This is a genomic window from Lentzea indica (assembly GCF_012184385.1).
Taxonomy (GTDB): domain Bacteria; phylum Actinomycetota; class Actinomycetes; order Mycobacteriales; family Pseudonocardiaceae; genus Lentzea; species Lentzea indica.
The window spans coordinates 14,530-27,526 of the sequence record NZ_VSRL01000023.1; the positions used below are offsets into that span (position 1 = coordinate 14,530).

9 protein-coding genes are annotated in these 12,997 nt (G+C 68.6%); 3 read left to right on the top strand and 6 right to left on the bottom strand.

The features are described from left to right. The first annotated feature begins 7 nt into the window (after positions 1-7). The gene (locus FXN61_RS09130; protein ID WP_167972192.1) at positions 8-616 is read left to right on the top strand and encodes a LysE family translocator; all 609 of its coding nucleotides are present in this window, start codon (positions 8-10) and stop codon (positions 614-616) included. Here the strand turns inward: FXN61_RS09130 and FXN61_RS09135 are convergent. The 4 genes from FXN61_RS09135 to FXN61_RS09150 all read right to left on the bottom strand — a co-directional run bounded on the left by FXN61_RS09135 (position 613) and on the right by FXN61_RS09150 (position 7,609). Next, complete coding sequence (locus FXN61_RS09135) at positions 613-2,772, bottom strand: ATP-binding protein (protein WP_167972194.1); 2,160 nt, start codon at positions 2,770-2,772, stop codon at positions 613-615. The genes FXN61_RS09130 and FXN61_RS09135 overlap by 4 nt on opposite strands. Positions 2,773-2,836: 64 nt before the next feature. Further along, a complete protein-coding gene (locus FXN61_RS09140; protein WP_167972196.1) occupies positions 2,837-5,290 on the bottom strand; it encodes a rhomboid family intramembrane serine protease in 2,454 nt (817 codons plus the stop codon). Beyond that, positions 5,287-6,579 (bottom strand): alpha/beta hydrolase-fold protein, encoded by a 1,293-nt coding sequence (locus tag FXN61_RS09145; RefSeq protein ID WP_167972198.1) that lies wholly within the window; start codon positions 6,577-6,579, stop codon positions 5,287-5,289. The genes FXN61_RS09140 and FXN61_RS09145 overlap by 4 nt, the downstream gene beginning before the upstream one ends. A gap of 91 nt (positions 6,580-6,670) precedes the next feature. Next, on the bottom strand, positions 6,671-7,609 hold the full coding sequence (locus FXN61_RS09150; protein WP_167972201.1) for a maleylacetate reductase: 939 nt from the start codon (positions 7,607-7,609) through the stop codon (positions 6,671-6,673). A 101-nt stretch (positions 7,610-7,710) separates the two neighbouring features. Between FXN61_RS09150 and FXN61_RS09155 the strand changes: the two genes are divergently transcribed. Then, positions 7,711-9,561, top strand: coding sequence for a Xaa-Pro dipeptidyl-peptidase (locus FXN61_RS09155; protein WP_167972204.1), 1,851 nt, complete (start codon positions 7,711-7,713; stop codon positions 9,559-9,561). Between the two features lie 39 nt (positions 9,562-9,600). Next, positions 9,601-11,571 carry a DNA helicase RecQ gene (gene recQ / locus FXN61_RS09160; RefSeq protein ID WP_167972207.1) on the top strand — a complete coding sequence of 657 codons (1,971 nt, stop codon included), beginning with the start codon at positions 9,601-9,603 and terminating at the stop codon, positions 11,569-11,571. Positions 11,572-11,575: 4 nt separating this feature from the next. Here the strand turns inward: recQ and FXN61_RS09165 are convergent, their stop codons facing one another. Next, positions 11,576-12,259 (bottom strand): hypothetical protein, encoded by a 684-nt coding sequence (locus FXN61_RS09165; RefSeq protein WP_167972210.1) that lies wholly within the window; start codon positions 12,257-12,259, stop codon positions 11,576-11,578. Positions 12,260-12,294: 35 nt separating this feature from the next. Beyond that, entirely contained in the window at positions 12,295-12,957 is a 663-nt protein-coding gene (locus FXN61_RS09170; RefSeq protein WP_167972212.1) for an RlpA-like double-psi beta-barrel domain-containing protein, read from the bottom strand. Positions 12,958-12,997: the final 40 nt, after the last annotated feature.

Genomic DNA, 12,997 nt, shown 5'->3' on the forward strand with positions numbered 1-12,997 from the left:
TGTGCCCATGTCGACCGCCGCACTTCTGAGCTTCTCGCTCGTCGCACTGCTCACCGTCATCACACCGGGCCTTGACACGGTGATGGTGCTGCGCACGGCGTTGCTGAGCGGCAAGCGCGCGGCGATGGGCGTCGTTCTCGGCATCACGCTGGGGTGCCTGGTCTGGGCGGTGGCGAGCCTCGCGGGTCTGACGGCATTGCTGACAGCGTCCGAAGTGGCCTACAACGTCGTGCGCTGGCTCGGTGCGGCCTACCTGATCTACCTGGGCGCCAAGGCGTTGTGGAACTCTCGCAAGGCCGTGTCCCTGGAGGACTCGCGTCCGGTGCCGGGAGCCAGGGCCTCGTTGCGGGTGGGCCTGCTGACGAACCTGCTCAACCCCAAGGTCGGCGTCTTCTACCTGTCGCTGCTGCCGCAGTTCATGCCCGCCGGCGAGCCCGCGTGGGGAGCGGTCCTCGTCGCCGTCCACCTCGGCCTCGGCCTGGTGTGGCTGCCGATCCTGATCGCGGTAGCCGGTCGAGCGCGTGCTTTCCTGCTGCGGCAACAGGTTCTGCTGGACCGCCTGACCGCGTCCGTCTTCGTGGCATTGGGCCTGAAACTGGCGTTCGAGGCGCGTTAGACCTGCTCTCCGGTGGCCGAACGGTGCCAGGCGGCGAGCGCCACCCTGTTCGGCAGCCCCAGCTTCACGCGGATGTTGACCACGTGCCGGTCCGCCGTGCGCGGCGAGATGAACAGCCGAGCCGCGATCTGCCTCGACGTGAGTCCCTCGGCGACGAGCCCGGCGATGGTGAACTCCTGCCTGCTCAGGCCACCGGGCAGCGCGGGTTTGGCCCGTCGGCGCTCGGAGTCCGGCACCGGTTCGACGGCGAACTCCATCGCCTGCTCCTGCCGCAGGTCGGCGCCCAGCGTCGTGATCACCGGGTAGTCGTCGCCGAGCGCGCGGCGGACGGTCCGGTCAGCGCGTTCCAGAACCTTGTGGAACGGGCTCATGGTGCTGAACGAGATCCGCGCGACGCGTTCCTGCGTTCGCAGTGCACCGAGAAGGCGTGCCGCGCGGTCGAAAGCTCCCAGCTCGGCACACGTGCAGGCGAGCAACCACAGGCTGTACGCGGGACCCCACGTGTCGCCCAGCGCCAGCTGGATGCGCAACGCCTCCACCGCCAGCGGAAGCACCTGCGCCGGATCACCGTGCAGCAGCTCGTACAGGCCCTGATGCCACAGCCCCCAGGCGTGCGACCAGTCCACGCCGTTGCTCTCGGCCAGCCTCGTCATGGCCTTGTCCGCAGCCTCGGCGTCCAGCAGGAAGCACGCCGCCATCGCGTGCATCAGCTCGGTGATGTACGTGTCGCCCGGCGACGCGTACTGGCGGCACAAATCGACGACATGGGCGTACAACGGCACGCAGTCCGGTGAGCCCTCGACGAAGAAGAGGTGCGTGGCCTCGGCGAAGACCAGATGCACATCGGTGACGGGCAGCCGTGGCAACGTGCGCGCCTCGTTCATCAGCGGGATCGCCGCCGACATGTCGCCCTGGGCCTGCGCGAGGTAGGCGCAGTGCGCCAGCAGCGATGTCCGCAGCGGTGCCTCGGTGATCGCCTCACGGGCCATCGCGAGCAGGTCCCACGCCTGGCCGAGCATGCCCGTGAACAACGTGAACCGGGTGCGCTGCACGCCCATCGCCATCACCGCGCCGGTTTCGGCCAGACCAGGAGTCCTGAGCGCGTGCCCGATCGCGGCACGGACGTTCGGCCACTCCTCCCGCAGCCTGCTCATCCACAGCGTCTCGTCCGGCGAGAACCACGAGCGGGCCGCTTCGTCGACGAACGCGCCGTAGTGCAGCGCGTGCCGTCGCAACGGCTCGTCGGGGCTCGTGAGCAGACGAGCGCCGAACTGCGACACGGTGTCCGGTAATCGGTACCGGGTGCGCCCGGTGACCGGGCTTGTCGTCGCCACCACGATCGACCTGAGGACCAGGGCGGACAACGGTTCCAGCACCCCCGCCACCGCCTCGGCGGCGTCGGTGTCGAAGTCCGCGGGGAACACCGACAGCGTCGCCCACAGCTGCCGTTCCTCGTCCGTGCAGTGCCGTGCCGACCAATCGAGCACCTGTTCCAGCGTTACCTGGTGCGGCAGCTGGGCGAGCACGTCGGCCAGGGACATTTCCGCGTGCCGCGCGGCCACGAGCTCGATCGCGAGCGGCGGCCCGTCCAACGCCCGGCACAGCGTCGTGACGTCCGCCAGGTCGTCCTGCGCCGCTCCCGCCCTCTCCAGGTACAGCTCGACGGAGTCCTCGTCGCTCATCGGCGGCACCCGCAGCAGGTGCTCGCCGTAGACACCGAGCTGTTCCCGCGAGGTCGTGAGGATCGTCAGCCCCTCGCAGTCCCGCAACAGGCGGTGCACGAGATGCCGCACCGCATCCAGCAGGTGGTCGCAGTGGTCCAGGGCGAGCAGCAAATGCTTGTCGTACAACGACTCCACGAGCCGGCCGAGACCGGCGTCCCGCGAGTTGTCGACGATCCGCAGCTCGGCCGCGACCGTGCGGGCGAGCAACGCCGGATCCTTGAGATCCGCGAGCCGCACCTCCCAGACCCCGTGCTGGAACGCCCGCGCCATCGCACGGCTGGTCTCGACGGCGATGCGGGTCTTCCCCGCGCCGCCGGCACCCACCAGCGTGACGAGCCGGGCTGTGCCGAGGAGCGCCTCGGTTTCGGCGAGCACCGCCCGGCGGCCGATGAACGTCGTGGTCTGGGCAGGCAGATCGCCCCGCACGGTCATCGGCGCATTTTTGCCTAGTGGCGCACGGGTGTGATGATGAGGATCGCCTCACCACCCTTTCGGCCTAGTGAGTTCGGCCGTGCGTGGTCACGCGCTCACGGGTCCGGATGATCATCTTGGTCGCGAGCCGGATTCCCTGGCGTGCGTTGAGGTGCGGGAGGTACGCGCGGCTCACGGCGTTCGCGATGCGCGGCAGTGCGGCCGAGTCCGGGTATGCCATGAACATCGGGCGGTAGGTCGGCTGGAACTTCGCCTTGAACGCGAACAGCGAGCGGAACCCGTACACCGGCTCCAGCACGTGCCCGGTGAGGTCCAGTACGCGTTGCAACGCGCGGGGACGTTCGCCGCGGTCCAACCGGGCCAGCGGCGCTCCCGACAGACTCAGGAACCGCGCGCCCTCGGCCTGAAGTTGTTGTGCCGCAGAGGCGATCAGGAACTCCATGGAGCCGCGGAACCCGTGCGTGCGGCGGCGCATGAAGTCGAGCGTCCACCCGATGACCTCGCCGTCGGCGTACACCGGCAGCCAGCTCGTGATGCCGTGCACCGTGCGGTCGCCGTCGACGGCGATCAGGCAACGGACACCGTCGCCGGCCAGCTCTTCCAAGCCTCCCAGCGTGAAACCCATCTCCGGCAGGCCCTTGTCCGCCACCCACTCCGCCGAGATCGACCGGATCTGGTCGGTGATCGCGTACGGCGCGTCGGCGTACGTGCACCACTCGGCGGTGATGCCGGCCTTGGCGGCCTTGTTCAGCGCCGTGCGGACGTCCTGCCACTTCTTGCCGGTGAAGCTCAGCGTGTCCAGCTCGATCACGGTGTCCTCGGCGACCTGCACCGTGGACCACCCGAGGCTCTCGACCGCTTCCCGTGTTTCAGTGCCCACGCTGTAGAGGCACGGCGTCCATCCGTTGTGCGTGCAGAACTCCGCGAACCCGCGCACGGCGTTGACGCGCGCCGGTCCGATCGGGTCGCCGACCGTCAGCGCGATCGTCGCCACCACCCGGTACGCGATCGCCGTCTCTCCATCGGGCGTGAACCAGTACTGGTTGCCGCGCCACGTCGTCATGTAGGACAACGACGAACCGCCGTAGCGCCGCATCAGCTCGCGGGCGTGCGCCGCCTCCTGCTCACACGACGACGGCCACGTGCGCCACGACGCCATCAGCAGGCCGGCCAGCACGATCAGCCAGAACACCACGCCCGTGTACTCGAACAGCAGCGCTCCGACGAACCCCTCGCCGGAGAACTGCAACGGCACCAGGCCGAGCAGGTAGCCGGGCGGCAGGAACCGCGTCGGCAGGTCCGAGAGGAGCTCGGCGAAACCGGGCTCCGGCGTGAAGTGGTCGCGGACCAGGTACCCGCCGAAGACGTAGAGCGCCGACAGCAACGCGACGCTGCCCGCCGTGAACCGCCAGAACTTCCTGACGGCATGCCGAGGCAGACGCACAGCGAAGTGCTTGCGCGTCAACAGCAACACGATGGTGATCGCGAGCGGCACCAGCATCGGGATGCTGAAGGAGAACGCGATCTCCAGCGCGCCGACGTCCGGAATCCGCGCGGCGTCCACGACGTACCACCCGATGAACGCGGAGTACGCCACGTTGCACACCAGCGCCGACCACCACGCGAACCGCCGGCCGCGCCGCAGCCCTTCCGCCAGCACGAGCAGCAGCAACGCCGGCAGCAGCGACATCACGAGCGCGGGGAACCGGTCGTACGACAGCTGGATCATCATCGTCCGGCACAGCTCGATCGCGTCCGAGCCGCACACCGCGTCGACGTCCTCCTGCGACGGCTGCGCGACCGCCACGACGTCCGCGAACCACCACAGAGGCCCGTTCGGCGACGGCGACATCATCGCCACCACCGGCCCGAGCGCCGACGCCGCGAGCAGCAGCGCCACCAGCACACGCGTCTCCTGGAACGAGCGCGCCTTGTGCACGGCCCCGCTCTTCAGGAACAACGCCCCGATCACCAGCCCGGCCACGCCACCGGACAGTCGAAGCAGATCTTCAAGCCAACCCGAGTACAGAGTAAGCACCAGCACCGACAAGATCATCATCAGTCGGACCCGCCGCCTCCACAGCGGTGGCATCCGGAACGTCAGCGCGAGCGCCAGCCCCACCCCGCCGATCGACGGTCCCGCCGCGACCCCGTCCACCAGCGACTCGAGCCACGACCAGTGAACGTCCCGCCCGATCAGCACCACCCAGATGCCCAGGAACGAGCCGGCCACGTGCGAGGAGAGGAAGATCGCCGCGGTCCGTAGCCCACCGAACGTGCGCTCCGCCAGCGGACCGAAGGCGAGCAGCAGGACGGTGGTCGCCACGTACCCCAGCAGGTCCATCGACCACAGCGCCGAGCTGAACACCGTCCACAGGGGACTGTCGGTGCCGAACCCGACGAGCGCGAGGAGGTCGTCGTTCGTGCCCGCGATCGCGCTGGTCAGCGCCCCGACCGTCCAGAAGACGATCAGGAACGCGCACGTCAGCGGTGCGGTGCGGAAGAGCCTCGTGATCATCTGACCAGCCCTGCTCGCTGCGCGAGCCACGGCAGCGAGCCGTACAGACCCGGCCGCCACACGTTCCAGTCGTGTCCTCCCGGCAGTTCTTTCCACAGCACGTCCATTCCGGCCTTGCGACAGGCCTCGAACACCTCGGCGCCCGCCGGGCGGTAGAGACCGTCGTCCTTGCCGACGACGATGATGCCCGCGGTCTGCGGGAACCCTTGCCTGGCAAGGATGTCCATGGGGTTGACGCGGACGAACGCCGCCTCGTCGCCGCCGAACGCGGCCTTGACCGTCTCGGCGCGCGTGCCGAGCGTGGGCTCGCGCTGCCCGGACAGGTCGATGAAGCCTGCGTACACGTCCGGCGCGCGCACTGCGAGCTGAAGAGAGCACGTGCCGCCGTGTGAGAGACCCGCAACCGTCCACGCTTCACGGCGTTCGTCGACCGTCAGGCGTTCTTTGACCCACTTGGGCACGTCGCGGGTCAGGTACGTCTCCGACTGGCCCAGCTTCGAGTCGAGGCACAGCGGGTTCGCGGTGAGCGCCCCGAGCGAGTCGGGCATGACGACGATCGGCGCGAGACCGTTGTGGGCGCGCGCGAACTCGTCCATGTGCTCGGAGATCCGGCCGGCGTCGTGCCAGTCGCGAGGTGATCCCGGCTGGCCGGCCAGCAGAACCAGCACCGGCAGCCGCGGACGGGGTTTCGCCACGTACGCGGGCGGCAGGTAGATCCACGCCGGACGCGTCTTCAACGCGCCGGGGATCTCGATCTCGGACAGCGTGCCCTTGTCAGGCAGGCCGGTGCCGGTCCAGACGTCGGCCAGCTTCTTGCCAGGAGGTACTTCGAGCACGTCCGAGGGCTGGACGCTGTCCGGCAGGTCGACGCTCGGGTTGGTGAACACCTCCAGCGCGGCCCGTGCCGTCGGGTACAGCCCGTAGTACGCGTTCGTGGCCGTCAGCGCGCTCGAGATCACGACGACGGCGGCGATCACGGTCAGCACACGTCCGTACCAGCGCGAGGGGCGCAGCCGTGCGACGGCCAGGCTCAGCGCCACCAGTGCCGCGCCCAGCCACACCATCAGGATGATCGGCATCGGCTCGGGCCACGGTTTCCACAGGTGGTTGATGACGAGGGTCAGCCCGGTCACGAAGAGCGCGCACGTCAGCACGATGATCGGCAACACGCGGACCCACCAGGTCCGGTTCTTCCGAATCGCGAGGTACGTCAGAGCGAGCACGGCCGCGACGGTGGCGACCTTGGGGATCGGTCCGTGTATCAGCGACAGATCCAACGGGCTGAGCATGCCTCGGATTCTTCAGGAACTCTTCAGCCGGTACATCGGAGGTTCGACTGAGTTCAGAGGCGTGAACATCAGACTTTAGGTTGACAACCTTTCAGTCCGATGGCGCGTCGCGCCACGCGTTGGTCAGCACCCGCAACGCGTCGGGGTGCTCGGCGATCTCCGCAGCACGGGACAAATCGGACTCCGCCATCCCCAGTTCACGCAACGATGTTGCCGCACCGAACCGTGTGGCCGTGTCGTGGATGCGCTTGGCCAGATCGGCCGGCGCCGTGTGAGAGAGCAGCGCCGTGTGTGTGGCGGCGTGCGGTAGTCCGAACGAACCGCCCAAAACGTGCGCGAGCTTGTGGTGCAGTCCCATGGGGACGGACGCGAGGCAGGTGCCCGCGAGCCATGCGGAGTACAGCAGCTCGGTCCGTGCATCCACAGTGGATGGATTTCCGCTCAAAGCGTGCAAAACGCCCTCGATCGCCTTGGTCGCGATGGCGTCGATCAACGGGTTCTCGTTGCCTCGCGCGGTGACGGCGTGCGCGAGGGCGTTGAGCGCGCTCGTCACCGTGACGTCGAGCGGCAGGTCCAGCGTCAGGTCGACGTCGTAGATCACCGTGTCCGGCTGGATCGCCGCGTCCCGCCGCGTCTTCTTCAGGCCGGAGGCCGTCTCCCCGAGCACCGGCGTGACCTCGGAACCCGCGTAGGTCGTCGGAAGGATGATCTGCGGCACGCCGGCGCGCACCGAGAGCGCCTTCGACAACCCCGTGCTCGACCCGCCACCGACCGACACCACGCAGTCCGCGCTGTGTTCGCGCAACAACGCGAGCGCGCGCTCCGTGACCTCGACCGGGGTGTGCATGGCCGCGCCGGTGAACCGCGTCGCGAGCAGTGGCCCGAGCTCGGCGGCCACCTTGTCGCCACCGTGGCGGGCGATCAGCAGAACACGCGTCCCGCCCAGACGCTCGACCTCCGCGCGCACGGAGGCGGCGGTGCCCCGGCCGAAGACGACACGGGTGCGCGCGGGTTCGAAGGTGAAGCTCACGAAGGTCGAATATTCGCCACGAGGCGTAGTTGACGCAACAGCTGAGGATCAAGCCTTTCGGCTCTGACGGGTGACTTCGTCACTCCATAGCGTGAATCTTCATGAAGCGTGTTCGTGTTGTAGTGGCGTTAGCAGGGGCCCTGACCCTGACGCCAATCCCTGCCACAGCGGCGACACCGGCGTTCACCCTGTCCGGCGGCGTGTCCGCCCCGATCCACTCGCTGGCCGACGCGGTCCGCGAGACCGTCTACGTCGACTCCGGCCTCGACCTCGACGGCGACGGCGCCCGCGACCGGGTGACCGCAGACATCATCAGGCCGTCCACGACCGGGCGCGTGCCCGTGATCATGGAGGCGAGTCCCTACTACCAGAGCACCGGGCGCGGCAACGAGAGCGAGGTCAAGACCTACGACTCCGCCGGCGTGCCGGTGAAGTTCCCGCTCTTCTACGACAACTACTTCGTGCCACGCGGCTACGCCGTCGTGCTGGTCGACTTCCTCGGCACGAACCGGTCGCGCGGCTGCGTCGACGTCGGCGGCCGGTCGGAGATCGCGTCCGGCACCGCTGTGATCGACTGGCTGAACGGCCGGCGCACCGGCTACACGACCATGACCGGCAGCGCGACGAAGGCGGCCTCCTGGTCGACCGGAGCCGTCGGCATGATCGGCAAGTCGTGGGACGGCTCGATCGCGAACGGCGTGGCCGCCACCGGGATCGACGGACTCAAGACCATCGTGCCGATCGCGGCCATCAGCTCGTGGTACGACTGGTTCCGCTCGGACGGCGTCGCCTATCCCGGCTACAGCTCGCCGACCGGACTGGGTTCGCAGTTCGAGAACTCCAATGCGCGCTCACGGTGTGGTGCGGTGCGCACGCAGATGACGAACGGTTCTCCCGCCAACGGCGACTACACGCCGATGTGGCAGACACGTGACTTCGTGCGCAACGCCTCGCGCGTGAAGGCGTCGATCTTCGCGATCCACGGCCTGAACGACCTGAACGTGAAGACGTTGCAGTACGGCCAGTTCTGGGACGCCGTGCCCGCGTCGGTGCCGAAGAAGCTGTGGTTCTCGCAGACCGCGCACGTCGACCCGTTCGACTTCCGGCGCAGTGAGTGGGTCCCGACCCTGCACCGGTGGTTCGACCGCTGGCTGCTGAACGTGCAGAACGGGATCGAGAACGAACCGCAGGTGTCCGCAGAGCGCGCGCCGAACGAGTGGGCGGACGACCAGACGTGGCCGCCCGCGGGCACTGTCGGCACCGTGCTGCGTCCTTCTTCTTCGGGACTCGGTACAGCGCCTGGCACGGGCACGGCGGCATTCGCCGACAACGGCAGTGCTACGCCGTCGAGCTGGCTCTCGGGCTCGAACACCGGCAGAGTGATCTACTCGACGGCACCTCTGACGTCGGACCTGCGTGTCGCGGGCACGTCGTCGATCACGGTGGGCGTGTCGTCATCGACGCCGACCGCGCACCTCACGGCGTACCTCGTCGACTACGGCCCGGCTCGGGTGCGGACCGGCGAGGGCATCCGAACCCTGACCACGGAGTCGTGCTGGGGCGAGAACCGCACGGGCGATGACGCCTGTTACCGCAACACGGAGGCCACGGCAGGCAACGTCGACGCGCAGATCATCGCGCGCGGGTGGGCGGACCTCGCGAACTACGAGTCGCTCTCGGTTCCGCGCACGATCACGCCGGGAACCAAGTACCGCATGACGTTCCGACTGTCCACAACGGACCACGTGATCCCGGCGGGACACCGGCTGGGCCTGCTGATCGGTGGCACCGACTCGAGCGCGATCGTGCGGCCGAGCCAGCTGCCCAGGCTGACCGTCGACCTGGCGGACACGTCGGTGCGGATCCCGTTGCGTGGTTCGGTGCCGTCCTCATCCGCTGATCCGATGATCGTTACCAGCGTTTCCGCTGGTACGAACGGCGCCTTGGGCTAGCGGTAAAGACTGTCGGTGCTGCTCGCTAGCATCGGCGCCATGGGTTCAACCGACCACGGAGACGCGCTGCAGGTCCTGCAGCGCGTCTTCGGGTATCCCGAGTTCCGCGGCGACCAGGCCGCCATCGTCGAGCACGTGATCGCGGGTGGCGACGCGCTCGTGCTGATGCCGACCGGCGGCGGGAAGTCACTGTGCTACCAGGTCCCCGCTCTGGTCCGGCCTGGCACCGGCGTGGTGATCTCACCGCTCATCGCGCTGATGCAGGACCAGGTGGACGCTCTGCGCGCCCTCGGCGTGCGCGCGGGCTTCCTGAACTCGTCGCTGTCCTGGGACGAGCGCCGCGAGGTCGAGGCCCAGTTCGTCGATGGCAAGCTCGACCTGCTCTACCTGGCGCCGGAACGCCTCACGTCCGAGGCGACCCTGCGTCTGCTGGACCAGGGTGAGATCGCCCTGTTCGCGATCGACGAGGCGCACTGCGTGTCCCAGTGGGGCCACGACTTCCGCCCCGACTACCTCTCGCTGACGCACCTGCACGAGCGTTGGCCGAAGGTTCCGCGCATCGCGCTGACGGCCACCGCGACGGAGGCGACGCGCAAGGAGATCCTCACGCGCCTCGAGCTGTCCGACGGCCGCCAGTTCGTCTCCAGCTTCGACCGCCCGAACATCCAGTACCGCATCGTGGCGAAGAAGGAACCGAAGAAGCAGCTCCTCGACCTGCTGCGCGGCGAGCACCCAGGGGATGCCGGCATCGTCTACTGCCTCTCCCGCGCGTCCGTGGAGAAGACCGCCGAGTTCCTGGTGGCCAACGGCATCGAGGCCCTCCCGTACCACGCGGGTCTGGACTCCTCGGTCCGCCAGCGCAACCAGGCCCGGTTCCTGCGGGAGGACGGCCTGGTCATGGTCGCCACGATCGCGTTCGGCATGGGCATCGACAAGCCGGACGTCCGCTTCGTGGCCCACCTCGACCTCCCGAAGTCCGTCGAGGGCTACTACCAGGAAACGGGCCGGGCCGGCCGCGACGGCCTCCCGTCCACCGCCTGGCTCGCCTACGGCCTCTCCGACGTCGTCCAGCAACGCAAGATGATCGAGTCGTCAGAGGGCGACCTGGCGTTCCGCCGCCGCTCGCAGGCGCACCTCGACGCGATGCTCGCTCTCTGCGAGACCATCACGTGCCGCCGCACCATGCTCCTCGACTACTTCAGCCAGACCGGCGTCCCGTGCGGCAACTGCGACACGTGCCTGATCCCGCCCGAGTCCTGGGACGGCACGGTCGCGGCCCAGAAGGTCCTTTCGACGGTCTGGCGCCTGCGCAATGAGCGAGGCCAGAAGTTCGGTGCGGGGCAGATCATCGACATCCTGCTGGGCCGCAAGACCGCCAAGGTCATCCAGTTCGACCACGACCGGCTCAGCACCTTCGGCGTCGGCGAGGACCTGAACGAGAGCGAGTGGCGAGGCGTGGTCCGCCAGCTCCTCGCCCAGGGCTTCCTGGCGGTGGAAGGCGAGTACTCGACCCTCGTCCTCACCCCGACCAGCTCCGAGGTCCTGAGCCGCAAGCGCGAAGTCAAGATGCGCAAGGACCCGACGCCCACCCGCTCGGCCACGCGCGTGGCCGCTGCGAGCGCCGCCAAGCCGAAGGTGGACCTTCCCGCCGAGGCGGCCCCGCTCTTCGAAGCGCTGCGCGAGTGGCGTGCCCAGCAGGCCCGTGAACAGAGCGTCCCTGCCTACGTGATCTTCCACGACGCCACCCTGAAGTCGATCGCCGCGTCACGTCCAGGCTCGCTGACAGCGCTGGGCGCCGTGAGCGGTGTGGGCCAGGCGAAGCTCACGAAGTACGGCGAGCAGATCCTGGAGGTGGTGGCCGGCGGCGGTCCCGCACCGGCCGAACAGGACACCCCGCCTGCCCCCAAGCCCAAGTCGAAGACGACGAGCACCGGCGGCGCGGCGTGGGGGTCGGGTGGCGCGGACGAGTGGCCGGAACCGGAAGAGCCGGACGAGCCGATGGACTGGTAGCGGGTCAGACCGCAGCGAGCGCCTTGGCCACGGGAGGCGTCATCTGCTGCAGCTGTCGCAACGCCGCGAGCCTGGCCGCGTTCGGGTCCTCGGACACGGCGTTGCTGCCGTAGACGACGAGCAGGTCACCGCGGGCAAGGTACGCCTGGCAGTTGTCCTGCCCCTGGGCGACGTCCGGCGCTGTCTCGCAGAAGGCGTAGAACCCGTCGAAGCCTGCTGGCGGCGTCACGGCCGCGTCAGGCGTCACCGCCCGCGTGGGCTTGCCTTCCTTCCGCGGGTAGGCAGAGCAGGTTCGCGACTTCTCCCGGATCTGCTCGACCAGCTCGGCTGCCTTCTGTGACGACAACGCGTGAACGTTCTGCCACACAACAGTGTCACCGCGCCACAGCCTGCTTCGCGTCACCTTGAACCCAGAGCCGATCTTGACTCCGCCGCACACCCCGGCCACGTCAGGAGTCCCGTGCTCATAACCACCAGGCGCGGCCGGCTGGTCTTCCTTCCACGGCGCGTCCGGCCCGAACTCCTCCTTGGCCACGTAGGCCGACAAAGCCCGACCGGCCAGTTGGTTCCACTGGTCTGGCACCGACACGGCCGACGACGAAACCGGCGGTGGGGACGAGGGTGGCGCGGCCTCCTGCGCGGTGCATCCCGCCAGCAGGACAGTCAAGATCAGAAAACGTCGGAACACGCTCACACCCCCAGGTCGGGAGGGAGCATATGTCGTCAGGTCACCTTTTCGATCTGTGCTCGCTTGATCACGTTCTTCTCCGGCTCCCCGACCAACTTGAACGCCGCGCTGTTCAGCACCACGCAGGCCGATCCGACTCCGACGATCCGCACGGTCGTCTGCCGGCCGTTGTCGAGATTGGTCACCCGAACCGACGTCCCGACCGGCAGCTGCGACGAAAACGCCCCAGGCGCCCCACCTACAGCCGACAGCCCGACCGTCGCCCCGTCACACACGACCTGACCGACAACTCCGGAAGCGCGAACTCGTGATGACGTGGAAGGCCGGGCAGGCGCGGGCGCCGGCGCATTCCCCACGATCTCCACCCGAGTCCGCCGGAGAACGCTTTCCGCAAAGTCCCGTCCCGAATCGGCCGGGCGCAGCGAATCGAAAGCAGCGGTGTTCAGCACGGCGCAGCCGGACGAAACCCCGGTGACCGAAACGGTGATCGCCCGTCCGTTGGCGAGATTCGTGATCCGCAAGGCGGTTCCGACCGGGAATTGATCCGATGTGACACCGGCCGGTCCTTCCGAACTCACCGAACTCAGAGGCTGCCCCGCGCACACCTCCTTGCCCGTCACCCCCGACTGCGACGCGGGGACACCGGATCCAGCAAGGGCGAAGGCCGTACCCCCGATGGCCGCGGCGACCGAGAACACCCCGGCACCCGCGATCCAGCCTTTCGTCCAGCGCATGCGC

Coding starts and splice junctions, on each gene's coding strand:
- FXN61_RS09130 (WP_167972192.1), top strand. CDS start 8: ATGTCGACCGCCGCACTTCTGAGCTTCTCGCTCGTCGCACTGCTCACC.
- FXN61_RS09135 (WP_167972194.1), bottom strand. CDS start 2,772: ATGACCGTGCGGGGCGATCTGCCTGCCCAGACCACGACGTTCATCGGC.
- FXN61_RS09140 (WP_167972196.1), bottom strand. CDS start 5,290: ATGATCACGAGGCTCTTCCGCACCGCACCGCTGACGTGCGCGTTCCTG.
- FXN61_RS09145 (WP_167972198.1), bottom strand. CDS start 6,579: ATGCTCAGCCCGTTGGATCTGTCGCTGATACACGGACCGATCCCCAAG.
- FXN61_RS09155 (WP_167972204.1), top strand. CDS start 7,711: ATGAAGCGTGTTCGTGTTGTAGTGGCGTTAGCAGGGGCCCTGACCCTG.
- recQ (WP_167972207.1), top strand. CDS start 9,601: ATGGGTTCAACCGACCACGGAGACGCGCTGCAGGTCCTGCAGCGCGTC.